This is a genomic window from Marinobacterium iners DSM 11526 (genome assembly GCF_900107855.1).
In the GTDB taxonomy this organism is placed as follows: Bacteria; Pseudomonadota; Gammaproteobacteria; order Pseudomonadales; family Balneatricaceae; genus Marinobacterium; species Marinobacterium iners.
This window is the reverse complement of record NZ_FNRJ01000028.1, coordinates 1-26,699: the sequence shown is the minus strand read 5'-3', so window position 1 is coordinate 26,699 and position 26,699 is coordinate 1. Positions and strand designations below refer to the sequence as shown.

Genomic DNA, 26,699 nt, shown 5'->3' with positions numbered 1-26,699 from the left:
TCCACTTGAGTGTCAGGCGCATCTTCTGAATCAGCTCAACCCACTGTTTCGGCATCTGCCTCGGTGAGGCGTGGGGGCGGCTGGATGCTGACTCAAGACCAGCGTCACCAGCCTCTCGATAGCGAGCAAGCCACTTATACACCGTGCGCCTACTGATGCCGAACGTGTGGGCGATATCTTTGATGGATTGTTGCTGACGTATGGCGCGATCAACGATCAGGGCTCGAATATGGGGCGTGGTTCGTGCATTCTTATGGGGGTTGTTCATGTCGGTTGTTCTGTGCTGTTTGTTTGGCGATAACCAGCATCTCGAACTTAACCGGCGTGAACAACCTCCTTAGCACCCACAGCTAGCGCTCCAGATACTGGAGCTTGTCCGGCTCACCATTCCATTTGTCCGCATCAGTCAGTGGCGCCTTGCGCTGATTGATATTGGGCCATATTTCGGACAGCTCCGTGTTCAGCTGAAAGTAAATTTCCTGCGCATCGCTCAGGTCATCCTCGTGCAGAATAGCGTCGGCTGGGCACTCCGGCTCACACAGTCCGCAGTCGATGCACTCGTCCGGGTGAATCACCAGAAAGTTTGGTCCTTCGTAGAAACAATCCACGGGACATACCTCGACACAGTCCGTGTACTTACAGCGGATGCAGTTCTCGGTCACGATATAGGTCATGGATCAGCTCCGGTTGATCATTCTGTTTGCAGTATAGTGCCCCAGCGTTGTTTGTCTCATTGCAGCAGCTGCTTGAGGTTGTAAAGTGCCTCAAGTGCCTGACGAGGTGTCAGCTCATCCGGTTGCAGCTCGCGCAGCTGCAGCTCGGCAGCAGAGGGGGCTGCGGTCACAAACAGGTCGTTCTGAACCGGGCCGTTCTGGCTTGTTGCAGGTGGCTCGGGATTTCGGGCCGGTTGGCAGGCGCTGCTGCGGCTGTCCTGCTCCAGCAGTACCAGCTTGTCACGAGCCTGACGGATGACCTGTGCCGGAATGCCGGCCAGCTGAGCAACCTGCAGGCCATAGCTCTGGCTGGCCGGGCCCTGCTGTACTTCGTGCATGAATACAATGTGATCATTGTGCTCGACGGCGGTCAGATGCACGTTATCAACGCCAGATGCCTGCTCCGGCAGAGTGGTCAGCTCAAAATAGTGGGTGGCAAACAGGGTGAAGGCATTAACTTCACGGGCGAGATATTCAGCACAGGACCAGGCCAGTGACAGGCCATCAAAAGTGCTGGTGCCCCGGCCTACCTCGTCCATCAGCACCAGGCTGCGCTCGGTGGCATTGTGCAAAATGTTGGCGGTTTCGGTCATTTCGACCATGAAGGTAGAGCGTCCGCCAGCCAGGTCGTCCGAAGAGCCCATGCGGGTAAAAATCCGGTCGACAATTCCGATTCGGGCAGCCTGAGCCGGTACGTAGCTGCCAATATGTGCCAGCAGCGTGATCAGTGCAGCCTGACGCATGTAGGTGGACTTGCCGCCCATGTTGGGGCCGGTGATGATCAGCATTCGCCGTTCTGGGTGAAGCTCCAGGTCATTGGCTACAAACGGAGTGTCCAGCACCGCCTCGACCACCGGATGACGGCCGCCCTCGATACGAATGCAGGGCTCCTCAACCAGCTGCGGCCGCTGGTATTCAAGGGCGGCGGCACGGTCGGCCAGAGTGCTCAGCACATCCAGTTGAGCCAGTGCCGAGGCGGATTCCTGCAAAGGCCCGAGTTCGGCTGCCAGCGTTTCAATCAATTCATCATAGAGTGCTTTTTCCCGTGCCAGAGCCTTGCTTTTGGCGCTCAGAGCCTTGTCCTCAAACTCTTTCAGTTCCGGCGTGATGAAGCGCTCGGCATTTTTCAGTGTCTGGCGGCGGATGTAGTCTGCCGGCATGTCGATCGCCTGTGCCTTGGTCACTTCGATATAGTAACCATGCACCCGGTTATACCCCACCTTGAGTGTGGCGATATCGGTGCGTGCACGCTCGCGCTGTTCCAGCTGCAGCAGATAATCGCCGGCGTTTTCACTGAGGCCGCGCAGCTCGTCCAGCTCGGCGTCGTAACCGGTGGCAATCACACCGCCGTCGCGGATTACGACCGGCGGACCATCAATGACTGCGCGTTGCAGCAATTCGGTCATCTGAGGGAAGGTGGCAATTGAGCTGGCGAGCTGCTTGATCAAGGGTGCATCAGCGGGCTGGACCAATAGCTGAAGATCTGGAAGTGAAGCCAGTGCGTTGCGCAGGCGTTCCAGATCTCGTGGGCGGGCAGAGCGCAGGGCGACACGGGACAGAATACGCTCCATGTCACCGATCAAGCGCAGCTGCTCACTGATATCCTCACTGCGGCCTGGCTCAATCAGCCAACGAATCGCATCCTGACGTCCCTCCAGTGTGACGCGGTCACGCAGCGGACGGTGCAACCACCGGCGTAACAGGCGGCTGCCCATCGGCGTACGGCACTTGTCCAATACCGAGGCCAGCGTATTGCTGCGACCGCCTGACAGGTTCAGATCCAGCTCAAGGTTGCGCCGTGTTGCTGCATCCAGAATTACGGCTTCGTCATGCTGCTCTACCTGAATACGGCGGATATGGGGCAGTGTGCTGCGCTGCGTATCACGCGCATACTGCAGCAGGCATCCGGCTGCGCTGATCGCCAGGGGCAGATGGTCACAGCCGAAGCCGCTCAGATCACGGGTATTGAACTGATCACACAGCAGACGTCGAGCGGTGTCAGGCTCAAACTCCCAGGGCGGGCGGCCATGACTGCCGGGACGCTTGCCAAGCAGCTGCGGCAGACCGGAGTCGTCCGGGTAGAGCAGTTCGGCAGGGCGCAGCCGTTCCAGCTCCGCCTGCAGGGCATTATGTCCCTCTATTTCAAACAGGCTGAAGCGCCCCGAGCTGATATCCACCATTGCCAGCCCAAATTGTTCACCCTGTGTGCTGATCGCCATCAGGATATTGTCCTGATGCTCATCCAGCAGTGCTTCGTCACTCAATGTGCCGGGGGTCACAATGCGAACAACTTCGCGTTTGACAGGCCCTTTGCTGGTGGCAGGGTCGCCTACCTGTTCACAGATCACCACCGACTCACCCGCCTTGACGATGCGGGCAATATAACCCTCAGCCGAGTGATAGGGGATGCCTGCCATCGGAATCGGCTCACCGGCCGATTTGCCCCGTGCCGTCAGCGAAATATCGAGCAGTTGGGCAGCCTTTTTGGCGTCGTCATAGAACAGTTCATAGAAGTCACCCATGCGGTAAAACATCAGCTGGCCCGGGTGCTGAGCCTTAATGCGTAAATATTGCTGCATCATGGGAGTATGTTGGGTGTTCGGTGCTGCCACTGACATGCTGTTTGGGTCGTCCTGTTGTCCGGGGATTGAATCGATCACCGTGCGGGGTTTTAATGTCAGGATTGTACGTGAATCGTGGCGGCCTGCGTAGTCGCCCGCTTGGAGTTGGATTGATGAAAAACCTTGCACAAAAGGTAGGTGAAACACTGTTGCAGAAAGGTATCAAACTGGCGACGGCCGAGTCCTGTACCGGAGGGTGGGTGGCACAGGCGGTGACAGCTGTGCCCGGCAGTTCAGGCTGGTTTGACTGCGGTTTCGTGTCCTACTCCAATACGGCGAAGCAAAAAATGCTGGGTGTGGATCTCGACGTGCTTGAACGCAACGGTGCTGTGAGTGAGTCGGTGGTAGCGCAGATGGCCGAAGGTGCTTTGCACAACAGCGAAGCCGATATTGCTGTCGCCATCAGCGGCATCGCCGGCCCTGAAGGTGGCACCGAAGATCGTCCGGTGGGCACTGTCTGGCTGGCGTGGGCCATTACGGGTCACCCCACAGTAACCTGTCTGAGTTTTTTCAATGGCGATCGCGATGCAATTCGTCAGCAGGCAGTGGAGCAGGCCCTGGAAGGGATTTTGGCTTACCTGCCACAGTGAGGCATTGAGTGGTTGCATTCTGCTCAGGTTGTGAAATAATACTGTTCAGACATACAGTATTTTAACCACCCGGCTAAAAAGGTTTACCGATGGACGCTAACAGAAAGAAAGCGCTGGATGCGGCACTGTCGCAGATTGAACGTCAATTCGGCAAGGGCGCAGTTATGCGCATGGGCGATCAGCCGCGTGAAGCGATTCCTGCGGTCTCAACCGGTTCACTGGGGTTGGATATCGCTCTTGGTATAGGCGGTCTGCCCTTTGGCCGCGTGGTTGAGATTTATGGTCCGGAATCTTCAGGTAAAACCACACTGACGCTGCAGGTTATAGCCGAAGCCCAGAAGCAGGGTAAGGTGTGTGCATTTGTGGATGCCGAACATGCATTGGATCCGAACTATGCCGAAAAACTGGGTGTCGACGTGGATGCCCTGCTGGTCTCCCAGCCGGATACCGGTGAGCAGGCGCTGGAAATTACCGACATGTTGACACGTTCTGGGGCGGTCGATGTGATCATTGTGGACTCGGTTGCGGCACTGGTACCCAAGGCCGAAATTGAAGGTGAAATGGGCGATTCCCATGTCGGACTACAGGCGCGCCTGATGTCTCAGGCACTGCGTAAGCTGACCGGCAGTGTAAAACAGTCCAACTGCCTGCTGGTATTTATCAACCAGATTCGTATGAAAATCGGTGTAATGTTTGGTAACCCCGAGACCACAACCGGGGGGAATGCACTCAAGTTCTATGCCTCCGTGCGCTTGGACATTCGTCGTATCGGTGCGGTGAAGCAGGGCGATGAAATTACCGGTAACGAAACCCGCGTCAAGGTTGTAAAAAACAAGGTGTCACCACCCTTCCGCCAGGCTGAATTCCAGATACTGTACGGTCAGGGCATCTACCATATGGGTGAAGTGATTGACTTGGGTGTACAGCAGGGACTGGTGGACAAGTCTGGTGCCTGGTATGCCTACAAGGGTGACAAAATCGGTCAGGGTAAAGCCAATGCCGCCAAATACCTGGAAGAGCATCCGGACATCGCGCAGGAAATCGAAGCGGAAATCCGTGCTCAGCTTCTGAGTGTGCCTCAGCCAAAGGCTGCACAGGAACAGTCGGAAGAAGCCGGTCAGCTGGATCTCTGATTCAGGCATACGGCAGATGATTTAACAACAGGGGCCTTTGTGGCCCCTGTTGTCGTTATGGAGTCTTATCATGGCCAGGTTACTGGAAACTGAAGCTGAGCTGCGCAATGCAGCATTTGCGCTGCTGGGGCGGCGAGAGTACAGCCGTGCCGAAATGGAGCAAAAGCTGGGGCGTCGCTGTGAAAATGCTGAACTGTTACGGCAAGTACTGGATCAGTTTGTGGCAGATGGATATCAGAGTGATGAGCGCTTTGCGCATGTTTTTACCCGCAGCCGTTTTGGCTCGGGCTACGGTGCCATGCGGATCAGGCAGGAACTGCGTCAAAAAGGGCTGGGGCCCGAACTTATCGAGCAGGCACTGGAAGATGAGTCTCCAGACAGTTATCAACAGGCGTTGGAGTGCTGTCAGAGACGTTTTGGTGATCAGCCACCCGCTGATCCAAAAGAGTATGCACGCCGCATGCGTTTTCTGGTCAATCGTGGATTCTCGTTCGATGATGCCAAACGCGCGATAAAGTGTGAAGGAAGTGAGTAAATTCAGGCGTTGCAGGGCAGAAAAGCTATCGTACATTTTTTGTTCGCGTTATATACTTGTCCGCTATTTTTGCGTACATATGACCGCCGTTCCTGCAACTGGGCGGGCGGTCCTGTCGTGCCAACCAGTACAGACGCAACGGACCTTATATGAACTACATGACAAGTGCGGAAATCCGCCAGGCATTTCTTGACTACTTTAACCAGCAGGGGCATGAAATCATTGCCTCGAGTCCGCTGATTCCGGGTAATGACCCTACACTGCTGTTCACCAATGCGGGTATGGTTCAGTTCAAGGATGTGTTCCTCGGCTCTGACAAGCGTCCCTACTCCCGTGCCACGACTTCACAGCGCTGTGTGCGTGCAGGTGGCAAGCATAACGACCTTGAAAATGTTGGTTATACAGCGCGTCACCACACTTTTTTTGAAATGTTGGGCAACTTCAGCTTCGGTGATTATTTCAAGCGCGAAGCGATTCGTTTTGCCTGGGAATTTCTGACCAAGCGCTTGGGGCTGCCGGAAGAGCGCCTGTGGGTAACGGTTCATTATACCGACGATGAAGCCGAGAACATCTGGAAAGAGGAGATGGGGGTTAACCCCGAGCGCTTCTCAAAACTGGATGAAGACAACTTCTGGGCCATGGGTGATACCGGCCCCTGTGGTCCCTGCACGGAAATCTTCTTCGACCATGGCCCTGATGTGGCTGGTGGTCCTCCGGGCAGCCCGGATGAAGACGGTGACCGTTATATAGAGATCTGGAACCTGGTGTTCATGCAGTACAACCGCTCTGCGGATGGCAGCATGGAGCCGCTGGCGCGTCCGAGCATCGATACTGGCATGGGGCTTGAGCGTGTTGCTGCGGTAATGCAGAACGTGCACAGCAACTACGAGATTGATCTGTTCCGCAATCTGCTCGCTGCTACCGCCAAAGTGCTTCGTCTGGATGATACCGACAGCAAATCCCTGCGCGTGATCGCAGACCATATCCGTTCATGCGCTTTTTTGATTACCGATGGTGTGTTGCCGTCCAACGAAGGTCGCGGCTATGTGCTGCGCCGCATTATGCGTCGTGCCATCCGCCACGGTAATAAACTGGGTGCAAAAGAGCCGTTTTTCCATAAGCTTGTAGCGCCTCTGGTCAAGGAGATGGGCGAGGCCTATCCCGAGCTGGCCAAGCTGCAGGACCAGGTTGAACGTATCCTTCTGAAGGAAGAGCAGCAGTTTGCCAAGACCCTTGAGCATGGCATGCAACTGCTTGAGCAGGCGATCAGCGGCCTCGAAGGCAATGTGATCCCGGGTGAAACCGTTTTCCGTCTGTACGATACCTACGGCTTCCCGGTTGACCTGACAGCTGATGTGGCGCGTGAGCATGATCTGAGTATCGATATGGAAAGTTTCGAGCGTGAAATGGATGCTCAGCGCGAGCGTGCTCGTGCCTCAGGCCAGTTTTCGGTCGACTACAACGAACAGATCAAGCTGGAGGGCAGCACGGCGTTCAACGGCTATGACAGCCTTGAAGACCGCTCTGAGGTAATCGCGCTGTTCCGCGAGGGCGAGGAAGTGAATCAGCTTTCCGCGGGCGAGAGCGGCGTAGTGGTTCTGAAAAATACCAGCTTTTATGCCGAATCCGGTGGTCAGGCGGGTGATCAGGGTGTGTTGCGCTGGGATCGTGGCCAGTTCACTGTCCGCGACTGTACCAAAGAAAGCGGTCACCACCTGCACCATGGTCAGCTTGGCGAAGGTGTGCTGCAGGTTGGTGATCAGGTTGTAACAGAAGTTGACATGGCCAAGCGTCAGGCAACGGCGCTGAATCATTCAGCAACACACCTGTTGCATGCCGCCCTGCGCAGGGTGTTGGGTGATCATGTGCAGCAGAAGGGCTCTCTGGTGAATGCAGAGCGTCTGCGCTTCGACTTTGCCCATTTTGAGGCGATGACAGCCGAGCAGATCCAGACGGTTGAAACCCTGGTCAACGACCAGATTCGTGCCAATTCGGCGGTTGAAACCGAGCTGATGCAGCTGGAAGCTGCCAAGGCCCGGGGGGCCATGGCTCTGTTTGGTGAAAAGTATGACGACGATGTCCGTGTTCTGACCATGGGCGAAGGCTTCTCGGTAGAACTGTGTGGCGGCACTCATGCCCGTCGCACCGGTGATATCGGTTTGCTTAAAATCGTCGCTGAGAGCGGTATTGCCTCGGGTGTGCGCCGTATTGAGGCCGTCACCGGGGTTCAGGCGCTGAATTGGGTTAACAGCAACGAACAGGCACTTGGCGAAATCGCGGCCCTGCTGAAGGGTTCGCGTGAGAACGCGCTGGAAAAAGTGCGCGGTCTGAACGAACGCGCACGTCAACTGGAGAAAGAGCTTGAGCGTCTGGCAGCCAAGCTTGCCAGTGCTCAAAGTGGTGATCTGCTTAGCCAGGTACAGGACGTAAACGGTATCAAGGTGCTGGCTGCGAAGCTGGAAGGTGTTGAGCCCAAGGCGTTGCGCGACACACTTGATCAGCTTAAGAACAAACTGGGCAGCGGTGTCGTGGTTCTGCTGACTGCACAGGATGACAAGGTCAGCCTGATAGCCGGGGTGACCAAGGATCTGACCGGTCAGATCAAGGCAGGTGACCTGGTGCGTGAGCTGGCCTCACGGCTGGGTGGTAAGGGGGGCGGGCGCCCAGACATGGCGCAGGGTGGAGGCACCGATGTAAGTGCTGTTCCCGCTGCGCTGCAGGCGGTGCCCGAACTGGTTGCGGCAAGCCTGTAACTGAAAATACAGGCGCCTGCCGGTGTTCAATGCACCGGCAGCCGGATGGAAACACTGAAATGGCGTTATACGTACAGAAATACGGCGGCACTTCGGTCGGCTCTGTGGAGCGCATCGAAGCGGTGGCCGAAAAGGTCAAGGGCTTTCGTCAGCAGGGGCATGACGTGGTTGTTGTTGTATCCGCAATGAGCGGTGAAACCAACCGACTGATTGCGCTGGCCAGCGAGATCCAGGAGCGTCCTGATCCGCGTGAAATGGATACACTTGTGTCTACCGGTGAACAGGTGACCATTGCACTGCTGTGCATGGCGCTGAAAGCCCGTGGCGTGGACGCCCGTTCCTACACGGGAAGTCAGGTACGCATTCTGACTGACCAATATCACACCAAGGCCCGCATCCAGGATATCGAGACAGACCGTATACGGTCTGATCTGGACCAGGGGCGAGTTGTGGTTGTGGCAGGGTTTCAGGGTGTTGATCCTGAGGGCAATATTACGACTCTGGGGCGTGGTGGTTCCGACACGACGGGCGTTGCACTGGCAGCAGCGTTGAAAGCGGATGAGTGCCAAATCTATACGGATGTGGACGGTGTCTATACCACCGACCCGCGTGTGGTCGAAGGTGCGCGTCGACTGGAGAAAATCACCTTTGAAGAGATGCTGGAAATGGCCAGCCTTGGTTCCAAGGTGTTGCAGATTCGTTCCGTTGAGTTTGCCGGCAAGTACAAGGTGCCGCTGCGGGTGTTATCCAGCTTTCAGGATGGTCCCGGTACACTGATTACGATAGAGGATGATGAAACTGTGGAAAAGCCGGTTATCTCGGGTATAGCGTTCAATCGTGACGAAGCCAAGTTGACTGTCGTTGGTGTGCCTGATATTCCGGGCGTTGCGTCCCGGATACTGGGGCCAATCAGCCGTGCCAATATCGAAGTGGACATGATCGTGCAGAACATTGGTGCTGATCAGACCACCGATTTTACCTTTACAGTGCACAGAAACGACTATGATAAAGCACAGCAGGTGCTTGAGCAGGTTGTGCAGGAACTTGGCGCCCGCGAATGTGTCGGAGACAATAAGATCGCGAAGGTATCGATCGTAGGTGTTGGAATGCGCTCCCATGCGGGGGTGGCCAGCAAGATGTTTGATGCACTTGCAGGTGAAAATATCAACATCCAGATGATCTCAACGTCTGAGATCAAGGTATCAGTAGTGATCGCCGAAAAATATCTGGAGCTGGCAGTACGGGCGTTGCACTCGGCGTTCGATCTGGACTCTTCTGATACAGTCCGCGAGTAACGACAGTATCAGATGACGGCGGCCTGCATCTGTTCTATAGTAACGGCTGCAGGCCCCCAAGGCCTGAAACGGCCAGCGTCGCCATGATACCTGGATGGTCTAAGGACATATAAGGTGGAAGGGGCTGTGCTCGTTTCAGAAAAACCGGAACTCAGCACCCCAGGACTAAACTAAGGAGAGCCACAATGCTGATTCTAACCCGCCGCGTAGGCGAAACCCTCATGGTAGGTGACGATGTCACTGTTACTGTGCTTGGTGTAAAAGGCAATCAGGTACGTATTGGTGTTAATGCACCCAAGGATGTCTCCGTTCATCGCGAAGAGATCTATCAGCGTATTCAGCGTGAAAAGTCACAAGAGCCTGATCAGGAATAAGTTTTTCAAAATATTCCTTTTCTTTTTAAAATCAGTCTTGTAACATATGCGCCGTTGTTGACGAGGTGAGTTGGCCGAGTGGCTGAAGGCGCGCCCCTGCTAAGGGCGTATACCGCAAGGTATCGAGGGTTCGAATCCCTCACTCACCGCCATTGTGCGCCCGTAGCTCAGCTGGATAGAGTACCTGGCTACGAACCAGGCGGTCAGAGGTTCGAATCCTCTCGGGCGCGCCATTACTCAACAATGCTTTAGAAAAACATGTGTGCGCCCGTAGCTCAGCTGGATAGAGTACCTGGCTACGAACCAGGCGGTCAGAGGTTCGAATCCTCTCGGGCGCGCCATCTTTTCTTCCCCATCGGTATGCGCCCGTAGCTCAGCTGGATAGAGTACCTGGCTACGAACCAGGCGGTCAGAGGTTCGAATCCTCTCGGGCGCGCCATCCGTTTTTTACCCCTTCCCGATCAACCTGGTTACCCGACCCGAATCACAGATTCCGGAACACTCATGAAATTCATTGCCAAGCTTTTTCCCGAGATTACGATCAAGAGTCGTCCTGTTCGCCGTCGCTTGATTCAGCGCCTGCAAACCAATCTTCAAATCCTGCTGCAGCGTGTCGATGAGCGCGTCAAGGTCAGTGGTCACTGGGACAAGGTGGAGATCAGTTTTCCGGGTCAGGATATCGAGTTGAGTGCGCGTCTGGTTGATGAGATGCAGCGAGTGCCGGGCATTCAGTCGATCGTGGAGGTGCAGGAGTACCCCCTGGAGGACTTCGATCAGGTCTTTCAGTTGACACGTGATGCCTATGCAGAGCGCCTGCGCGGCAAAACCTTCAAGGTGCGAGTGCGGCGCAGTGGTGATCATGACTTTACCTCGGTTGAACTGGAGCGCTATGTCGGCGGCGGGTTGCGCCAGCATACCGATGCGGCTGGGGTTGATGTTCGTAACCCAGAGGTTTGGGTCGATCTGGAAGTGCGCAACGAGACCCTGTTTGTCGTTACGGCCATTCATCAGGGGCTGGGAGGCTATCCACTGGGGACTCAGGAAGATGTACTGTCGCTGATTTCGGGTGGTTTTGACTCGGTTGTGGCGTCATACATGACCATGCGCCGCGGCAGCAAAACGCACTTCCTGTTCTTCAATCTGGGTGGCTATGCCCATGAAATCGGCGTCAAGCAGGTAGCGCTGTATCTGTGGAAGCGCTATGGCGCATCGGCACGGGTTAAGTTCATCACGGTTCCGTTCGAGGAGGTGGTAGGTGAAATTCTGCAATCTGTTCATCACTCGCATATGGGTGTGGTGCTCAAGCGCATGATGATGCGCGCCGCTGACCGGGTCGCTGACCGAATGGAGCTGAATGCCATCGTGACCGGTGAGAGTGTGGCTCAGGTGTCCAGCCAGACATTGCCGAACCTGCGCCTGATTGATGAAAGCTGCGAGCATCTGGTGCTGCGTCCTCTTGTGACCATGGACAAGCCGGACATTATTGAAATCTCGCGCCAGATCGGTGCGTTTGATTTTGCCAGTGCCATGCCTGAGTACTGTGGTGTGATTTCTGACAAGCCTACAACCCATGCCAAGCGCGATCGGATTGAGCGCGAAGAGGCGGAATTCGATTTTGATACTCTTGACCGGGCGTTGGAGCAGGCCGAGATGATCAGTATTGACGAAATCGTAGAAAATCGTGACATCAATGCCGAGATTGAGGCGATGACGCGAGTCGAACCGAATCAGACGCTGGTTGATATCCGTCCCCCGCGCGAGCAGGAGCGCAAGCCGCTCAACATGCCTGGCTGTGATATTCGTATTATCCCTTTCTACAAGCTGGAAAGTGAATTCCCGAATCTGGAAACGGAGCGTGAGTACCTGTTGTATTGCGACAAGGGTGTAATGTCGCAGATGCATGCGCAGCATTTGCGCGAACAGGGCCACAACAACGTCAAAGTCTACCGTCCAGCCACTCATTGAGTGGCTTTTTTCTGCATCCTGTCTGTAAATTAGCCAAAAGGCTAATAGGTATTGTTCCCCTAAACGTGACATAAAAAGACTTATGTCGACATTATTGTCGCGCCAAGTGCTCTAAAGGCCTGTTTCTGTAAAAAAATTACAGATTGTCGACAATCTTGCAATGGCCCCCGGGGTCTGAGTTAGAATAGCTCAGGTTGATTGTGCATGTGTACCTGATAGTCTGAACGTTCAGGTGCATGCCGTCTGAGCATCTGTCTGTCGTTCTGGCTCTGCTAACCCAGTGAGCCGGGCGCGGCCAAAAGCCGCCGGCAGGCCAAAGGGTTTCGAATTACAACAGGAGCACCCACAGATGGATAATCTGTTCTCGGAAGGCCTCACATTGATGGTCTTCGGCATGGGTTTCGTCTTCGTCTTTCTGACGCTACTGGTGTTTATTACCAGCATCATGTCCCGGCTGATAGGCCGTTATCTGCCTGAACCTGCGCCCAAGGTCGTCAAAGCACGCCCCCAGGCTGCTGGCGTGCAGACCGGCAACAATGATGAGCTGATCGCTGTCCTTACCGCAGCGGTACACAAGTACCGCTCCAAGTGAGTCGGGTCAAAGAACAAGAACCTCTGATAGATAAAGGCTAACTCATGTCCGACGTAAAAAAACCGCTAGGCATTACCGACGTCGTCCTGCGTGATGCGCATCAGTCTCTGTTTGCCACTCGCATGCGACTCGACGACATGCTTCCGATTGCCGAGAAGCTGGACAAGATTGGTTACTGGTCCCTGGAAAGCTGGGGTGGTGCTACTTTCGACTCCTGTATCCGTTATTTGGGTGAAGACCCTTGGACACGCATTCGCGAGCTCAAGGCCGCCATGCCCAACACGCGCCAGCAGATGTTGCTACGCGGTCAGAACCTGCTGGGATACCGCCATTATGCTGATGACGTAGTCGACAAGTTTGTTGAGCGTGCTGCCACTAATGGCGTTGATGTGTTCCGTATCTTTGATGCAATGAATGACCCTCGCAATCTTGATCGCGCCATCAAGGCGGTCAAAAATTGTGGCAAGCATGCTCAGGGTACCATCTCCTACACCACCAGCCCGGTGCACACCATCGAGATGTGGGTTGATTATGCCAAGACACTTGAAGACCTGGGCGCGGACTCCATCGCGATCAAGGACATGTCCGGCATTCTGACACCGTACAATGCCTTTGATCTGATCTCTCGTCTCAAGGCCCAGACCGGCCTTGAAGTTCAGTTCCACGCGCATGCGACAGCCGGTCTGTCAGACATGACCATCCTTAAGGCGGTTGAAGCTGGCGTTGATCGGGTTGATACAGCGATCTCTTCCATGTCCATGACTTATGGCCATACGGCCACCGAGTCAGTTGTTGCCGCATTGGCCGGTACGGATCGTGATACCGGTCTGGATCTGCTGGCACTGGAAGAAATTGCAGCCTACTTCCGTGAAGTACGGAAAAAGTATGCCAAATTCGAAGGTTCACTGCGTGGTACCGATTCACGCATTCTGGTGGCTCAGGTGCCGGGCGGCATGCTGACCAACATGGAAAGCCAGCTCAAGGAGCAGGGCGCAGCAGACAAGTTTGACGAAGTACTGGCCGAAATCCCGCGTGTACGTGAAGATCTCGGCTACATTCCGCTGGTGACTCCGACTTCCCAGATCGTGGGTACTCAGGCGGTAATCAACGTACTCATGGGTGAGCGCTACAAGACCATCTCCAAGGAAGTGCAGGGGATTCTGAAAGGCGAGTACGGTGCTGCACCAGCGCCTTACAATGCCGAATTGCAGGCCCGTGTACTTGATGGCAAGGAAGCAATTACCTGCCGTCCGGCCGATATGCTTGAGTCGGAAATGGACAAGCTGACCACCGAACTGAAGCAGATTGCTACCGACAAGGGGATCAAGCTGGAGCAGGGCGAGCACGAAATTGATGACGTACTCACCTATGCACTGTTCCCTCAGATCGGTCTGAAATTCCTTGAAAACCGCGGCAACCCTGACGCCTTTGAACCTGTACCCACGCTTGAGGACGCACAACCCATGGCAGCCAAGAAAAACAACGGTCCCGAAGTTTATACCATCAACGTCAACGGCCAGAATTATGTTGTTCAGGTTACCGAAGGCGGTGACATCTCTTCCGTTTCGGCTGCTCCCGCTGCAGCGGCTCCTGCAGCTGCTCCCGCTGCCGGTTCAGGTGAGCCGGTTCCAGCACCGCTGGCAGGTAACATCTGGAAAGTTCAGGTAGCTGCCGGTCAGGCGGTTCAGGAAGGCGACGTGCTGGTGATCCTGGAAGCGATGAAGATGGAAACCGAAGTACGTGCTGCGCGTGCCGGTACCGTTGTGTCAGTTGATGTCAAAGAGGGTGATGCCGTTCAGGTCGGTGATTCCCTGCTGACTCTGGCCTGAGGTGGTACCGCATGGATAACCTGATTGAACTCTGGCAGGCCTCGGGGATATACAATATCTCTGTTGGTCAGCTGACGATGATAGTCATCGGCCTGGTGCTGCTCTATCTTGCGATCCGCAAGAACTTTGAGCCGCTCCTGCTGGTTCCGATCGGCTTCGGCGGCATTCTGGCGAATATTCCAGAAGCCGGTATGGCATTCTCGGCGGTCGAGAACGCAATTCACTTTGCCAAACCGCATGTGCTGAGTGAGCTTGCTTCCGTGCTGGGTGTGGCCGGTAACGATCCACACGCGATCACTGAGGCGTATCACAGCTCCAATGCAAGCGTTCATGCGGCTGCGAGTCTGGTTGCCCAGGATGCCGGTTATAGCAATGGCATGTTGTACAACTTTTACAGCATCGCAATTGCATCGGGTGCGGCACCGCTGCTGATTTTCATGGGTGTTGGTGCCATGACCGACTTCGGTCCGCTGCTGGCAAATCCGCGCACACTCTTTCTGGGTGCTGCCGCGCAGTTCGGCATCTTTGCAACCGTTCTGGGTGCTGTTGCCCTGAGTGCCTTCGGCATTATGGACTTCAGCATTCAGGATGCGGCGGCCATCGGTATCATTGGTGGCGCTGACGGCCCGACTGCGATCTATGTTGCCAGCATGTTGTCGCCCCACTTGCTGGGCGCCATTGCGGTCGCGGCATACTCCTACATGGCATTGGTACCGATGATCCAGCCGCCAATCATGCGTGCGTTGACCACTGAGGCCGAGCGCAAGATCAGCATGAGCCAGCTGCGTCATGTATCCAAGACCGAGAAGATTCTGTTCCCGATTCTGCTGCTGATTCTGGTCGCGTTGCTGCTGCCGGATGCTGCACCACTGTTGGGTATGTTCTGCTTCGGTAACCTGATGCGTGAGTGTGGCGTGGTTGATCGTCTGAGCGATACTGCGCAAAACGCTCTGATAAACATCGTGACCATCTTCCTGGGTCTGTCTGTTGGCTCCAAACTGTCGGCTGACAAATTCCTGGATATGCAGACGCTGGGTATTCTGGTGTTGGGTATCGTGGCCTTCGGTATCGGTACGGCAGCGGGTGTGTTGATGGCCAAGCTGATGAACAAGCTGCAGGGCGGCAATGCCATCAATCCGTTGATCGGTTCTGCCGGCGTCTCGGCGGTGCCGATGGCGGCGCGTGTTTCCAACAAGCTTGGCCTCGAAGCCAACCCGCAGAACTTCCTTCTGATGCACGCCATGGGGCCGAACGTGGCCGGTGTTATCGGCTCGGCGGTTGCGGCAGGTGTGATGATCAAGTTTGTCGGCTGACAATTGTCTGTGACATACCAAAAAAGGCTGCCTATCGGCAGCCTTTTTTGTTTGTGCGAGTGTCGTGTCTGGCGTCAGCCTTCTGAAAATCCGGCCAGTACTTCCAAGTGTGCCTGTACACTGAAGGCTAGCGGCACCGGGTTATATCCGCCCTCAAGGACAGACACGATTCGGCCCTGACAGTGGCGGTCGGCAAACGCTTTTATTTTCTGAGTGACCCAGCGGTAATCCTCTTCATCCAGATTCAGGTCTGCCATCGGGTCTTCCTTGTGGGCATCAAAGCCTGCCGAGATAAAGATCATGTCGGGCTTGTGCGCCTCAAGTGCCGGCAGCCAGCACTTTTCAATGGCATCATGAAACAGACTTGGATCGCTGTGAGCCGGTATTGGGCAGTTGATGATGTTGGCTCGATCGATTTCGTGATAGCGCTCCGGGTAGTAGGGGTGCTGGAACGTCGAACAGACCAGCACTTCCGGGCGGTCTTTGAAAATATCGACAGTACCGTTGCAGTGATGTACGTCGAAATCGAGAATGGCCACTCGTTCTATGCCTGCTTGCTGCAGTGCGTGGGCAGCGCCGATGGCAATGTTGTTATAGAAGCAGAAGCCCATGGCCAGATTGTATTCGGCGTGATGGCCCGGCGGGCGGACCGCACAAAATGCGTTTTCGGCCTTACCGCTCAGGACGCGATTGGTCGCAAGAATGACGCCACCGGCAGCCAGGCTTGCCGCCTTCAGAGAATCTGGACACAGGGCCGTATCGTCATCGGTATAGACCACGCCCGAGTCCGGCACTTTCATTTCCAGCCGCTTCTGGTGCAGGTGGTGGTGTGCGAGTAATATCTGCTCTTCAGTTACCTCAACAGCGGTCAGCTGATCCAGCTGATCCAGCAACCCGGTGCGTTGCAGTACCTTGTCAATGGCAACCAGCCGCATGGGACTCTCCGGGTGTTCCGGTCCCATATTGTGCAGCATGCAGTCCTTGTGGGTGATAAATGCTGTTGTCATGGCTTTAGCATACTCCTCTACTGTCAACATTCTAGAGGAAAAGGCGTCCCGAGAGGCTTAGGCCTTGGTCTTAAGACGGTCTTTATCCTGCGGTTAACCCAACTATTGATCGATGTCATGCCGTGCCATCATCAGGTTCTTTATAGTGTCCACACAGCATAGAACTGTCTTCTGCACCGAGTGTTCTCACCCAACGCTCGGTGTTTTTTTATCCCCCTCCTCATTGCGTGAATACTTCTTGCGTGTGCCCATGCCCTGTATACTCATTGCTGATTGCCGGCCCTTGTGTGTCGGTACACAGTGTTTGGCATAGGGTGGATAGGCCACGGTGGCTTCACGCAAGGTAGATTACTCTGACAAGAACGTTTTGCTGATCGACAGCAGCGGTAACCTGCGCTCTACGATCTACTACATGCTGCGTGAGCTCGGCGTCAGAAACCTGAAAGCAACCACCGTGAACGAAAAAGTGTTGCAGCTGATCGAGGAGGAACAATTCGATATTATCCTGCTTGGTCATAACAGCAGTGACGCCGTGACGGGTATGCAGCTGCTTGAGGAAGCTCGCTTTCTCGGTTATATCCGTCCTACAGCTGGCTGGATCTTCATGACCAGTGATGCCTCACAGGAGGTGGTGCTTCACGCCATCGACAGTCGGCCTGATGACCTGCTGACACGCCCTTTTTCCATTGATGAGCTCAAGAGTCGGCTCGATCAGCTGGTGCTGCGCAAACAGGTGCTGAAGCCGGTAGAGCAGTCGATTGAGGTGGGCGACCTTGAGGGTGCTGTCCTGGCCTGCGATGACATCCCTCGGCATGATCCCAACATTGACTATGCACGTCGTATCAAAGCCAACCTCTTGACTCAGCTGGGTCGAGCGGATGAGGCCTATGAGGTGCTCGAACCGATTTTCTGGCAAGATCCCGACAAGGATACGGGGCTGTGCATGGCGCAGGCATTAATCGGAATGCAGAGGCTGAGTGAAGCAGGAGATTTACTCGACAGTTTGATCGAGAGTTATCCACTGCTGATCGCGGCATATGATCTGCGCGCTCAAGTGCATGAAAAGAACGGTGATCTGGAACAGGCGCGAGAGACACTTAAAGTTGCGACCGCCAAGGCTCCGCTGGGTATTCCTCGGCAGATGGAGCTGGGGCGGGTTGCGACCCAGACTCGTGTGCTTGAACTGGCCGAAGGTGCTTACCGAAAATCGATCGTGTTGGGTCGGCGCAGCTGCTACCGCTCACCGGAGCCCTACCTGCGGTTGGCGAACATCAGGCGGCTCGAAATGAAAAGTGCAGATTCGCGGCGCCAGATCGAGCTGCGCAATGATATGGACTCCATTCTGAACAATGCCGAATACAACTTTTCCAAGGATCCTGCGCTGAAGGTCAGAACAGCCCTGTTGCGGGCTCAAGCAAGCGAGGATATAGGCGATCAGGAAGAGGCTCGGCGGTTGAGTGAGGAGGCCCAGCGCCGAAATGCTGCTCTCAGTCAGCCTTTGCAGCTTGAACGCGAGCGTCTGACCCTGTCGGGCGATCCGGTACCTGTGCTGGAACCGGAACCAGAGCACGATTCGGCCAGAGAGGCGCCTCGTCAGGTTCGTCGAGACCCGGAGATGAGCGACAAGGTCAATCGGCTTGGGGTCAAACACTACCTGGCCGGCAAGGGATCTCAGGCGATCCGCTATTTTGGTCTTGCCATCGAATATGATCCCGGCAATGTGCCGGCCTTGCTTAATCTGGCACAGCTGTTTCTTGAGATCGCGCGCGATCAGGAAGCCAAACGAGACGAGCGCCTCAAAATGGTGGATCGCTACCTGCGTCTGACAGACCGCCTGCCACTTGAAGCGGTGGAAAAACTGCGCCAAAGCCAATTGAAAACTTTCCGGCGCATGCCGTTGTCCGAACTGCCGGAAGGCTCTCTAGGGGTGCTGCTGCGCTAGTCTGTCTGATCGAGTGACTTCAGAAATATACGGGCACTTTGCTGCAGCACCTGTTGTTGCTCTTCATCCATTTTGTGCAGCTGCCGGTAGGTCAGTCCAAGTCGCGGATTTTGGCTCAGCAATGACTCATGCCTCGCCATAAAGTCCCAATACAGGCAGTTGAATGGGCAGGCATCGGCATAGACTTCCAGATACCAGCGGCTGACCTGCTCTGGGTCAAGCCCGGCGAGCAGAGCGAAATTGCCGATCACCATCAAACGCTGAATATGGTGTGCGTAGGCGTAGTCACGTGTTTGTGAAATGCACTGCTGCAAACAGTTCAAATCGGTGTCGGCACTCCAGAAAAACGAGGGCAACGAGCGGTAGGCATTCAGGTAATTGCGGCTGGCATATTCGGGCATATATAGCCAGTACAAGCCCCGAACATACTCACGCCAACCCATAATCTGGCGAATGAAACCTTCAACGGCATTCAAGGGAGCCTGCCCCTGCTGCCATCGCTCCTGTGCCGCCTGAATCACTTCCAGTGGATTGAGCAATCCCAGGTTGATGCTGGTGCTGAGCAAAGAGTGGTACAGCCAGGGCTCGTCTTGACGCATGGCATCCTGGTAGTCGCCAAACAGGGGGAGTGAGCTGTCCAGAAAATGTGATAGTTGCAGCAGGGCCTGTTCCCGTGTGACGGCATGGTGGAACGACTCAAGAGACCCGAAGTGCTGCCCGAAGCGACTTTCAACAAGTTTGATGACATCCAGCGTGATCTCATCAGGCATGAACTGAGGTTGTGTCGGCATGACTTTATTGGCCGGCAGCGGCTTGCGGTTTTCCCGGTCGAAATTCCATTGCCCGCCAGCCGGTTGGCCCTGTTCCATCAAAATGCCGTATTCCTGGCGTAACTGGCGATAGAAATATTCCATTCGCAGCTGTTTGCGGTCTTGAGCCCAGCGTCGGAAGCTGCCATGGCTACAAAGAAAACGATCATCCTCGCAAATATCAATCTGCCATTGCGGGTGTTGCTGCTGCCAATGTCGGAACTGGTCCTGAAGGCGATACTCGGCCGGTTCCGTCAGTACTACATGTTGGCAGCCTGAGCGAGCCAGTACGGATTCAATTTCGCTGAAGAAGCTGCCGCTGTTGTCCTGTGCATCCAGCGTAACGTAATGCACCTTGAAGCCCTGCTGGCGCAACTCACGGGCAAAGTGACGCATGGCAGACAGCACCAATACCAGCTTCTGCTTGTGGTGGTGAACATAGGTGGCTTCGGTGGCCAGTTCACACATCAGAATCATATCCTGCTCAGGGGCCATATCCCTGAGGCTGGAGATGTTAACTGGTCGCCCAGAATCAGGCGCAGGCAGGGGGGGACATGCATACCTCATCGACAATTATTCAGTCTGGGGTACGCAGAAACTACCCGGATGGATTCCGGGTAGTTTCAGGTTTCAAGCTGATCGTTTTCAGGAAGCTCGGCGCAGTACCGGGCTGAGCAGAAGGAAGCAGTAAATGGCTGCCCCGACAGCAACGGCCAGCAGCGACAGCCAATCGGTTGTTGTCGCAACATAGCTCAGTTTTGACATTGTCAGTGCGGGGGCCACCAGTGCAGCTCCAATGCCTACAACGACACACAGCAAGTATAGGAAGCCGGGTCTTGGTCCATGCTTTTTCCAGCCTGACAGCTGAGTCAGTACCAGCGGTACCAGCAGAAGCACCAATAACCACCAGTAAGGCTTGAGCGAGTAAAGAATAATCGTGATGACGCCTTCAAAAGTCATTGTTGCCTCCTACACCTGTCCGTTGAGCATGGCGTAATACGCCGGCTGCAGCATTTTTTCCTTCATTACCCACACCGCCCAGGACTCTTCGGTCGGGCTGATGAAGGGGAAGGATGGCATCAGTTTGCCGCCATAACCGAACTCGGCCAGCACGGCACGGCCAATTGAAGTGATCAGTGGGCAGGAGGTGTAGCCGTCATACTTCGCCAGCAGGGGCTGGCCCGCCAGATAGGACAGAATATTTGCCTCTGCTACGGGAGCCTGTTTCTTCACACTGGCGGCCGTTTTGCCGAAGGGAGTGCCGATAACATCGCCGACACCGAAAATCTCGGGGTAGCGGCGGTGTTGCAGATTGTACTGGTCAATCTCAAGCCACTGATTGGCCATGGGTCCTTCCTGCCAGGCCAGTTCACTCTGGCGTACTGCATCCGGTGCGCTCATTGGAGGAACGACATGGATAAAGTCATACGATTCCCGTTTTGTCTGGCCATCTGCTGACGAGAACAATGCAGTTTTGCTGCTCGCATCAATACCGAGCAGCGTGCGCTGATCGTGGAGGCCGACCTGTTGCTCCTGCCAGCGGTTCAGCACGAAATCGTTGTATACAGGTACTGAAAACACGCGGTTCTGGAATGGAGTAAAGAAGTCCACCTGGAATTGGTCACGCTTGCCGGTATCCTCCAGTCGTGACAGGGTGGTAAACGTCATTTTCAGTGGGGCGCCAGCACATTTGATGGCGGTATTGCTGAGGGTAAAAATGGCGCGTCCCGACCCTTTGCTGATCAGTGACTCGATCTGGGTGTTGGTGGCACTGGCCGCAGCAGGGCTGGCGTAGACGCTACCGATACCCTTTTGGCCGATAAGGTCAGTACTCATGCCCTCAATATCGGTGTAGTTCAACTGGCAGCCAGTGGCGATGACCAGCAGGTCATATTCCAGTACCTGACCATTTGTCAGTTTGACCTTGCGTTGGTCTGGCATGAACTCGCTGACATCAGAAGGAATCCAGCTGACACCGGATGGCAGCCATTCAGCGGTACTGGTTGCGACCTTATCAGTGGGCCAGAGGCCTGACGCGATCAAGGTGTAACCGGGCTGGTACAGGTGTTGTTGACGTTCACCTGCGATGGTGATTTTGGCGCCTGAAAGCGAGTTGTTGAGGCGATTGGCAATGGCGGTGCCTGCAGCTCCAGCACCAAGAATGACGATGCGTGCATTGCTGCCCTGACGAGCAAAGGCTGAGCCGAAGGGCAGAGCAGACAGAGCGGTTGCGCCTGCCCCCATCTGCAGAATTCGGCGGCGTCCGGGATTTTGAGGTACTGAAGCCTTAAAGGGGTGCATGGTTGCGCCTCCGTTATTACTTTTAATAATAAGTATATTACTTATAAAGTATACACAACGTAGCGCTTTGACAACCTGCGGCATACTGTCGCAGGTCAATTCAGTATAGACGGGCAAAAAAAATCCGCCCAGGCAAGCCGGAGCGGATGGAATAACAACAAACAACAGATAAGGAAAAACACCGAAGTGTCAGGATCAGGCAGCCGTTACTGCCTCCACCCGGCGGGCAGCGTCTGCCCCGATACGGCACCCGTATACGCCAACTTCACCCTTCCAGCGCATCCAGGTCAGAAACTCTGCGGTCTGAGACAGCAGCTTCGACAGTGCGCCGGACTCCGCCTTGTAGGGCTGATCTGCATATCCCATGGCGATCAGCTCCTGCTGGATGCGGCGATCATCATTTGGAATACCGGTGTATTGATTAAATTTCATAACAACACTCCCCAAGCTTTGTGTGTTAGACATTAGTATTATAGTGACGTCTGCTGCGCTGCACAAGAGGGTGTTATGACAAGTGAGTGAATCTTCACTGGACAGCTCTCCGGTGAGCGATATTATACTGTATATAAGTACAGAATCATGGGCTAGCAGCTATGTCAGCAGTGATTATCGGTCGGGGTGGGGTGTTTCAGCCGCTGTGGATTCCTCTGCAACTGGGGGCGGCTTCGCCAATGAGAACAGCTTACTCAAGCTGCTCTATGCCGGTATACTCAAGGCCTCTGAGCGCTGGACGCACCCCGTGCAGAACTGGAACTTGACGCTGTCACAGATGGCCATCCACTTCCCAGGGCGCTTGGAACATCACATCAGCCTATAAGGCTGGTTGGCTGACACAGAATTTTGAACACCCTCGATAAAAGTCTTGTCCGACCCAAGGTAGACGAGTTGGAGGATCAAACGTTTCGACCGACGTTGGCCCAAAGCGGACCTGAGACTGTGGGGAGCATCGTGCGTTAGAAAGTAGGCAGCATGTCTCCGTAACGCTAACCGGCTAAAACCTTTTCCGGGTCTGCGGAGCCAATAAAGAATGACCGTGTGAATTCATGGTGATCGTTATCAAAATTTACTTCTCACCATGGATATATCGTCTTGGGGTTTCGCCTGTAAGCTGCCGGAAGAAAGCAATGAAGGCGCTATCGCTGGCGAACCCGAGCTCGAATGCCACATAAGTGACACTATGGCCCGAGGCAAGCAAGCCCACGGCTCTCAACAGGCGCCAGTTTTGTCGCCATGCCTGGTAAGTCATCCCTGTCTCACGACGAAATATTCGGGTGATCGTTCGGGCGCTTGCCCCTGTCTGAAGTGACAGGATCTTCAACTCTGGTGGGAGCTCTTCGAGGGCCAGACTTGAGAGACGTGGATCGGATGGAACTTTTAAAAACATGGGCTCATGTCGCGCCGTTGCGAGTTCATCCAGGCAGACGGCTAGTAAATTGCGGGCACTCCCCTCTGACCAGTCGGTATCGAAAGGCTGCAAACTAATACGTTCGAACACCTCTCGCAGCAGAGGAGTCATTGTTACGATAGCTGCTCCTGCGAAAGGTGAAGTGATGTTAGTTCCATCGATATAGATTGATCGATATTCGACTTCACTACGAATCGTCACTTGATGAGGCGTTCCTGGCGGGATCCATGCCACCCGGATCGGTGGAAGGATTGAGGTCGCGTTAGGAAGCCTGATCCGAAGCGAGCCGGCAAAAGTAAAAAGGAGCTGCCCCCGACCATGGCTGTGCCAACCTGAATCATGCTGCACTAGGCGCGAAGCAATGCCAACGACAGGCTGCGTGAGTTCATCGACATCAAAGGGGACCGAAGGTACCAACCAAGCCATAGAATATTAAACCTTGTCTTATTTTCTATGTTTATTGTCATTATATTTACGAACGTCATGGCATCAACTCGATAGAGTCTCGGAAACAAACAACATCCGAGTACTATCATGTTCCGTCGTCCCCCCTTCGCGCTTGTAATTTTCCTTCTAAGCTTTCCTCAGATCGTGGAAACGATCTATAGCCCATCCCTACCACTCATTGCGTCAGCGTATCGTGTTACCCCCGAAGAAGCTGGGCAGACACTATCACTATGGTTTATCGCTTTTGCATTAGGGGTCGTGTTTTGGGGGCGGCTCAGCGACCTTGCTGGCCGGCGTCCCACATTACTTGCCGGGTTAGCAATTTTCGTACTTGGCTCTGGGTGGGCTATGACAGCCGGAGATTTTGAGCAACTTATGCTCGCCCGATTTATTTCGGCGTTTGGTGCGGCAGTTGGTTCGATCATCACACAAACAGCACTACGCGACAGCTATCCAGCACCTGACCTTGCACGTGTATTCTCGGTACTCGGAGTTGCTCTGGCAGTTAGCCCAGCCATCGGCATGCTTCTTGGTCAAGAGATCGCCGCCTATGCGGGCCACAAAGGGATGTTCGCAGGACTTGGTTTGCTTGCAATCACGCTTCTCTCCCTGAGCCTTGCTTTTTGGCCCGAAACAAGGCCGACCGAAACTGCATCTGCACTATTTATTCCAACTTTCAGAGATATGCTATCGGATGGCGAAGTCTGGCGAAATGCGTTGCTAATCGCGGTTTTCAACCTCGCTATATTTGGGTATTACCAGCTTGCTCCCTTCCTGTTCGAACGGCTGGAAACCCGTTGGTTTGAATTCGGTGAGAGTGGGTTTTTGTTGGCTGCGGCCTCTCTTTTAGGTGCGGCCCTAAACTCCCTATTACTTCAAAAAAGAATAAGCACTAGAAAGTTAATCAAAATCGGAGTCATGCTGCTGTCATTTGGGGCGTGCCTTCTGGCTCTACTTAGCACCAGCCAAGCCTTCCTCATTGGTATGGTATTCGTTTCCTTGGCCTATGCGATTGCAATCCCGAATATCCTAGCCAACGCCTTACGCAACTATACAGGCCAACTAGGCACAGCTGGTGCCATTTTGAGTCTGCTCTACTACGTACTTCTCGGAATAGGCCTAGTTGCTGCTGGCGTTAGCCAGCGACTAGATCTAGTCCTTATATTCTGTGCAATAGTTGCGGCTCTGGCGTTTGGAATAGCACGGTCAAAATGTGAATGAGTACACTGGTGTTCAAATACGTCGTGGATAGGTTCAATCCATAAGACATTTGCCGTTATCAACTGTATCAATGCACATCTCCCTGGACGGTAGTTCACATGGTGTGAAAGGGTGTCAACAATTAGCTAGTAGATCAGGCATAAAAGCAGCACTTTAGCCACTTTATGCCTGCCGCCGGCCTCTGCCATATGCGGAAAGAGGCTTCCTTACACTTCGGCAAGTATCCAGTGGTAAAACGTGCGCTTCGGCGAAGCCCTACGGCCTGATCAATACTTATCCTCCCTAGCTGAAGAGGATAGAACAATGATCGAAAACGGTATTGATGCAGAGCATCTGAACCCACCCTGGAACAAGGGTAAACTGTTAGGCCAAAAGCGCCCTCTGAAATTTAAAGAGATTTGGGGCATTCGGATACGTCTTGAACTTTCCGGCAAAACCCGAGACCTGGCGATGTTCAACCTCACGATCGATAGTAAGCTGCGTGGTTGTGACTTGATGAATCTCAAAGTCAAAGATATCAGCCACGGTACAATGATCCAGAGTAGAGCCATCATCATCCAAAAGAAAACAAGTAAACCAGTACAGTTCGAAATCACGGAGGAGACCCGGAAGTCTCTACGCGACTGGATCGGCCAAAAACGGCTAATAAGCAATGACTTTCTGTTCCCCATTAGGGTCGTTCCCAACCGCCCTCTGACTACACGACAGTATGCCCGCATCGTTGATCAGTGGGTTACAAGTGTTGGTTTGGATGTCTGTGACTACGGCACACACACGATGAGAAGAACCAAACCCACTCTGATATACAGGCGTACACATGACCTGAGGGCAGTCCAGCTACTACTCGGTCATTCGAAGCTGGATAGCACTGTCCGCTATTTGGGCGTTGAGTTGGATGACGCCCTTGCTTTGGCTGAGCAAACTGATGTCTGAGGTGCGGGCATGGAGAGGGTCAGTGCTTGCTGGCCCTTTCAGACAGTAGAAGCTGAAGATAAAAGGGAGAGATTAGTTAGTAAAAAAGCGACTCAGCGAATTCACGGTATTTCCTTTATCCGTAAGGATTCTGGCATGGATTGTGCTTCGTAAACGTTAAGATTACTTGCAAGGAGCGCGATATGATCATTCAGCCCGGCTATAACGTATTGACCTACAATGACATTCAATCATCCGTAGGTGGTAAGCAAAGCGGCAATGTATTGCCCGCCACGGGTGCCAGTGTGGAAAAATATGCGGATCAAGTGACTATTTCCAGTGCTGGAAAGACCTTTGTGGAGAATGCTTCCACTCTGAACGAAATACCACCCAGGACCGAGGCCCAACAGAGACTCATTAACGAGGGGAATTTAGACTCTTCTTTTGCGGACGAAATGTCAAACATGATGGTGAACTCGGTAACAACCATGTTTGTTAGTTTGGAGTCTATCCGCGAAAACCTGAATGGTCCTCATAGGCTCGCAACTTCTGGGCGCTTGGTTACCCAGGATTTTGAAGCTGCTTTTAATCGAGACGCGGCTATATTTAAAACAGCCAGAAAAGAGCTTTACGATTCCGAGAAGTCTAAAGGAACAGAACCTTCGAAAATTCTTGAAATATTGATCGATTTTACAAATAAAAATGCAAGCCCAGTATATAAAGAAGCTACTGGGGAAGGTTGGTTTGGTTAATGGCTATTAAATATATACATAAAAAATACTAAGGACTGGAGGCCTACGCGAATTCAACTCCGAAGTGCGACACCCGCCTATGCAGCCTGAAGGTATTCCTGGAATACAATTTCGGGCTGCCTGAACCCGAGGCATTTGCGAGGCCTCAGGTTTAACTGTTTTTCTGCCTTGCGGACATCCTCGCCGGTGA

23 protein-coding genes, 4 tRNA genes and 2 pseudogenes are annotated in these 26,699 nt (G+C 54.1%); 19 read left to right on the top strand and 10 right to left on the bottom strand.

Translation table 11 applies throughout. The features are described from left to right. From BLV48_RS17810 to mutS, 3 genes are all read right to left on the bottom strand, one after another. The coding region (locus BLV48_RS17810) for a leucine zipper domain-containing protein (RefSeq protein WP_139253937.1) at positions 1-268 on the bottom strand (268 nt) is incomplete at its 3' end. 82 nt (positions 269-350) lie between these two features. Further along, positions 351-674, bottom strand: a complete 324-nt coding sequence (fdxA, locus tag BLV48_RS17805; protein WP_091828131.1) for a ferredoxin FdxA — start codon at positions 672-674, stop codon at positions 351-353. A 56-nt stretch (positions 675-730) separates the two neighbouring features. Further along, positions 731-3,331, bottom strand: coding sequence for a DNA mismatch repair protein MutS (mutS, locus tag BLV48_RS17800; protein ID WP_091828130.1), 2,601 nt, complete (start codon positions 3,329-3,331; stop codon positions 731-733). 56 nt (positions 3,332-3,387) lie between these two features. Here mutS and BLV48_RS17795 point away from each other — a divergent pair, with 56 nt between their 5' ends. The 14 genes from BLV48_RS17795 (at position 3,388) to BLV48_RS17730 (ending at position 15,713) form a co-directional block, all read left to right on the top strand. Further along, entirely contained in the window at positions 3,388-3,924 is a 537-nt protein-coding gene (locus BLV48_RS17795) for a CinA family protein (RefSeq protein ID WP_309546614.1), read from the top strand. Between the two features lie 89 nt (positions 3,925-4,013). Next, positions 4,014-5,057, top strand: coding sequence for a recombinase RecA (gene recA / locus BLV48_RS17790; RefSeq protein WP_091828129.1), 1,044 nt, complete (start codon positions 4,014-4,016; stop codon positions 5,055-5,057). A gap of 70 nt (positions 5,058-5,127) precedes the next feature. Next, complete coding sequence (locus BLV48_RS17785; RefSeq protein ID WP_091828128.1) at positions 5,128-5,592, top strand: regulatory protein RecX; 465 nt, start codon at positions 5,128-5,130, stop codon at positions 5,590-5,592. A 158-nt stretch (positions 5,593-5,750) separates the two neighbouring features. Continuing rightward, positions 5,751-8,345 (top strand): alanine--tRNA ligase, encoded by a 2,595-nt coding sequence (gene alaS / locus BLV48_RS17780; protein ID WP_091828133.1) that lies wholly within the window; start codon positions 5,751-5,753, stop codon positions 8,343-8,345. 59 nt (positions 8,346-8,404) lie between these two features. Continuing rightward, positions 8,405-9,640 carry an aspartate kinase gene (locus BLV48_RS17775; RefSeq protein WP_091828132.1) on the top strand — a complete coding sequence of 412 codons (1,236 nt, stop codon included), beginning with the start codon at positions 8,405-8,407 and terminating at the stop codon, positions 9,638-9,640. Between the two features lie 185 nt (positions 9,641-9,825). Then, complete coding sequence (gene csrA, locus BLV48_RS17770) at positions 9,826-10,014, top strand: carbon storage regulator CsrA (RefSeq protein WP_091828127.1); 189 nt, start codon at positions 9,826-9,828, stop codon at positions 10,012-10,014. A gap of 64 nt (positions 10,015-10,078) precedes the next feature. Then, a tRNA-Ser gene (locus BLV48_RS17765) sits at positions 10,079-10,166 on the top strand. A gap of 4 nt (positions 10,167-10,170) precedes the next feature. After that, positions 10,171-10,247 (top strand) — tRNA-Arg (locus BLV48_RS17760). 31 nt (positions 10,248-10,278) lie between these two features. Next, a tRNA-Arg gene (locus BLV48_RS17755) sits at positions 10,279-10,355 on the top strand. Between the two features lie 21 nt (positions 10,356-10,376). Then, positions 10,377-10,453, top strand: a tRNA-Arg gene (locus tag BLV48_RS17750). Positions 10,454-10,518: 65 nt separating this feature from the next. Next, entirely contained in the window at positions 10,519-11,979 is a 1,461-nt protein-coding gene (gene thiI / locus BLV48_RS17745; protein ID WP_091828126.1) for a tRNA uracil 4-sulfurtransferase ThiI, read from the top strand. A gap of 349 nt (positions 11,980-12,328) precedes the next feature. Continuing rightward, complete coding sequence (locus BLV48_RS17740; RefSeq protein WP_091828125.1) at positions 12,329-12,571, top strand: OadG family protein; 243 nt, start codon at positions 12,329-12,331, stop codon at positions 12,569-12,571. Between the two features lie 44 nt (positions 12,572-12,615). Further along, entirely contained in the window at positions 12,616-14,400 is a 1,785-nt protein-coding gene (gene oadA, locus BLV48_RS17735; protein ID WP_091828124.1) for a sodium-extruding oxaloacetate decarboxylase subunit alpha, read from the top strand. A gap of 11 nt (positions 14,401-14,411) precedes the next feature. Next, on the top strand, positions 14,412-15,713 hold the full coding sequence (locus tag BLV48_RS17730) for a sodium ion-translocating decarboxylase subunit beta (RefSeq protein WP_091828123.1): 1,302 nt from the start codon (positions 14,412-14,414) through the stop codon (positions 15,711-15,713). Positions 15,714-15,787: 74 nt separating this feature from the next. Here the strand turns inward: BLV48_RS17730 and BLV48_RS17725 are convergent, their stop codons facing one another. Further along, a complete protein-coding gene (locus tag BLV48_RS17725; protein WP_091828122.1) occupies positions 15,788-16,720 on the bottom strand; it encodes a histone deacetylase family protein in 933 nt (310 codons plus the stop codon). A 328-nt stretch (positions 16,721-17,048) separates the two neighbouring features. On the opposite strand from BLV48_RS17725, the gene BLV48_RS17720 reads away from it, so the two are divergent. Beyond that, positions 17,049-18,662 carry a response regulator gene (locus BLV48_RS17720; protein WP_091828121.1) on the top strand — a complete coding sequence of 538 codons (1,614 nt, stop codon included), beginning with the start codon at positions 17,049-17,051 and terminating at the stop codon, positions 18,660-18,662. Here BLV48_RS17720 and BLV48_RS17715 read toward each other — a convergent pair. The 4 genes from BLV48_RS17715 to BLV48_RS17700 all read right to left on the bottom strand — a co-directional run bounded on the left by BLV48_RS17715 (position 18,659) and on the right by BLV48_RS17700 (position 22,204). Next, complete coding sequence (locus BLV48_RS17715) at positions 18,659-19,939, bottom strand: cryptochrome/photolyase family protein (protein ID WP_254775087.1); 1,281 nt, start codon at positions 19,937-19,939, stop codon at positions 18,659-18,661. The genes BLV48_RS17720 and BLV48_RS17715 overlap by 4 nt on opposite strands. A gap of 177 nt (positions 19,940-20,116) precedes the next feature. Next, positions 20,117-20,431, bottom strand: a complete 315-nt coding sequence (locus BLV48_RS17710) for a hypothetical protein (RefSeq protein WP_091828120.1) — start codon at positions 20,429-20,431, stop codon at positions 20,117-20,119. Positions 20,432-20,440: 9 nt separating this feature from the next. Beyond that, the gene (locus tag BLV48_RS17705; protein ID WP_091828119.1) at positions 20,441-21,772 is read right to left on the bottom strand and encodes an FAD-dependent oxidoreductase; all 1,332 of its coding nucleotides are present in this window, start codon (positions 21,770-21,772) and stop codon (positions 20,441-20,443) included. Between the two features lie 195 nt (positions 21,773-21,967). Continuing rightward, positions 21,968-22,204, bottom strand: a complete 237-nt coding sequence (locus BLV48_RS17700; RefSeq protein WP_091828118.1) for a hypothetical protein — start codon at positions 22,202-22,204, stop codon at positions 21,968-21,970. 220 nt (positions 22,205-22,424) lie between these two features. Here BLV48_RS17700 and BLV48_RS18855 point away from each other — a divergent pair. Continuing rightward, positions 22,425-22,589: pseudogene (locus tag BLV48_RS18855) on the top strand (IS256 family transposase); the annotation flags it as partial. A gap of 246 nt (positions 22,590-22,835) precedes the next feature. On the opposite strand, the gene BLV48_RS17690 reads toward BLV48_RS18855, so the two are convergent. Further along, complete coding sequence (locus BLV48_RS17690) at positions 22,836-23,603, bottom strand: AraC family transcriptional regulator (protein ID WP_091828116.1); 768 nt, start codon at positions 23,601-23,603, stop codon at positions 22,836-22,838. A 108-nt stretch (positions 23,604-23,711) separates the two neighbouring features. Here BLV48_RS17690 and BLV48_RS17685 point away from each other — a divergent pair, with 108 nt between their 5' ends. From BLV48_RS17685 to BLV48_RS17675, 3 genes are all read left to right on the top strand, one after another. Beyond that, positions 23,712-24,845 (top strand): MFS transporter, encoded by a 1,134-nt coding sequence (locus BLV48_RS17685; protein ID WP_091828115.1) that lies wholly within the window; start codon positions 23,712-23,714, stop codon positions 24,843-24,845. 303 nt (positions 24,846-25,148) lie between these two features. Next, positions 25,149-25,778, top strand: a complete 630-nt coding sequence (locus tag BLV48_RS17680) for a tyrosine-type recombinase/integrase (RefSeq protein WP_091828114.1) — start codon at positions 25,149-25,151, stop codon at positions 25,776-25,778. A gap of 182 nt (positions 25,779-25,960) precedes the next feature. Further along, the gene (locus BLV48_RS17675) at positions 25,961-26,509 is read left to right on the top strand and encodes a hypothetical protein (protein ID WP_091828113.1); all 549 of its coding nucleotides are present in this window, start codon (positions 25,961-25,963) and stop codon (positions 26,507-26,509) included. Positions 26,510-26,586: 77 nt separating this feature from the next. On the opposite strand, the pseudogene BLV48_RS18850 reads toward BLV48_RS17675, so the two are convergent. Beyond that, positions 26,587-26,699, bottom strand: a pseudogene (locus BLV48_RS18850) (IS30 family transposase); the annotation flags it as partial.

Excerpts from the sequence above, each read along its gene's own strand:
- fdxA (WP_091828131.1), bottom strand. The coding sequence starts at position 674 with ATGACCTATATCGTGACCGAGAACTGCATCCGCTGTAAGTACACGGAC.
- mutS (WP_091828130.1), bottom strand. The coding sequence starts at position 3,331 with ATGTCAGTGGCAGCACCGAACACCCAACATACTCCCATGATGCAGCAA.
- BLV48_RS17795 (WP_309546614.1), top strand. The coding sequence starts at position 3,388 with ATGTCAGGATTGTACGTGAATCGTGGCGGCCTGCGTAGTCGCCCGCTT.
- recA (WP_091828129.1), top strand. The coding sequence starts at position 4,014 with ATGGACGCTAACAGAAAGAAAGCGCTGGATGCGGCACTGTCGCAGATT.
- BLV48_RS17785 (WP_091828128.1), top strand. The coding sequence starts at position 5,128 with ATGGCCAGGTTACTGGAAACTGAAGCTGAGCTGCGCAATGCAGCATTT.
- alaS (WP_091828133.1), top strand. The coding sequence starts at position 5,751 with ATGACAAGTGCGGAAATCCGCCAGGCATTTCTTGACTACTTTAACCAG.
- BLV48_RS17775 (WP_091828132.1), top strand. The coding sequence starts at position 8,405 with ATGGCGTTATACGTACAGAAATACGGCGGCACTTCGGTCGGCTCTGTG.
- csrA (WP_091828127.1), top strand. The coding sequence starts at position 9,826 with ATGCTGATTCTAACCCGCCGCGTAGGCGAAACCCTCATGGTAGGTGAC.
- thiI (WP_091828126.1), top strand. The coding sequence starts at position 10,519 with ATGAAATTCATTGCCAAGCTTTTTCCCGAGATTACGATCAAGAGTCGT.
- BLV48_RS17740 (WP_091828125.1), top strand. The coding sequence starts at position 12,329 with ATGGATAATCTGTTCTCGGAAGGCCTCACATTGATGGTCTTCGGCATG.
- oadA (WP_091828124.1), top strand. The coding sequence starts at position 12,616 with ATGTCCGACGTAAAAAAACCGCTAGGCATTACCGACGTCGTCCTGCGT.
- BLV48_RS17730 (WP_091828123.1), top strand. The coding sequence starts at position 14,412 with ATGGATAACCTGATTGAACTCTGGCAGGCCTCGGGGATATACAATATC.
- BLV48_RS17725 (WP_091828122.1), bottom strand. The coding sequence starts at position 16,720 with ATGACAACAGCATTTATCACCCACAAGGACTGCATGCTGCACAATATG.
- BLV48_RS17715 (WP_254775087.1), bottom strand. The coding sequence starts at position 19,939 with ATGTGTGAACTGGCCACCGAAGCCACCTATGTTCACCACCACAAGCAG.
- BLV48_RS17710 (WP_091828120.1), bottom strand. The coding sequence starts at position 20,431 with ATGACTTTTGAAGGCGTCATCACGATTATTCTTTACTCGCTCAAGCCT.
- BLV48_RS17705 (WP_091828119.1), bottom strand. The coding sequence starts at position 21,772 with ATGCACCCCTTTAAGGCTTCAGTACCTCAAAATCCCGGACGCCGCCGA.
- BLV48_RS17700 (WP_091828118.1), bottom strand. The coding sequence starts at position 22,204 with ATGAAATTTAATCAATACACCGGTATTCCAAATGATGATCGCCGCATC.
- BLV48_RS17690 (WP_091828116.1), bottom strand. The coding sequence starts at position 23,603 with ATGGCTTGGTTGGTACCTTCGGTCCCCTTTGATGTCGATGAACTCACG.
- BLV48_RS17685 (WP_091828115.1), top strand. The coding sequence starts at position 23,712 with ATGTTCCGTCGTCCCCCCTTCGCGCTTGTAATTTTCCTTCTAAGCTTT.
- BLV48_RS17680 (WP_091828114.1), top strand. The coding sequence starts at position 25,149 with ATGATCGAAAACGGTATTGATGCAGAGCATCTGAACCCACCCTGGAAC.
- BLV48_RS17675 (WP_091828113.1), top strand. The coding sequence starts at position 25,961 with ATGATCATTCAGCCCGGCTATAACGTATTGACCTACAATGACATTCAA.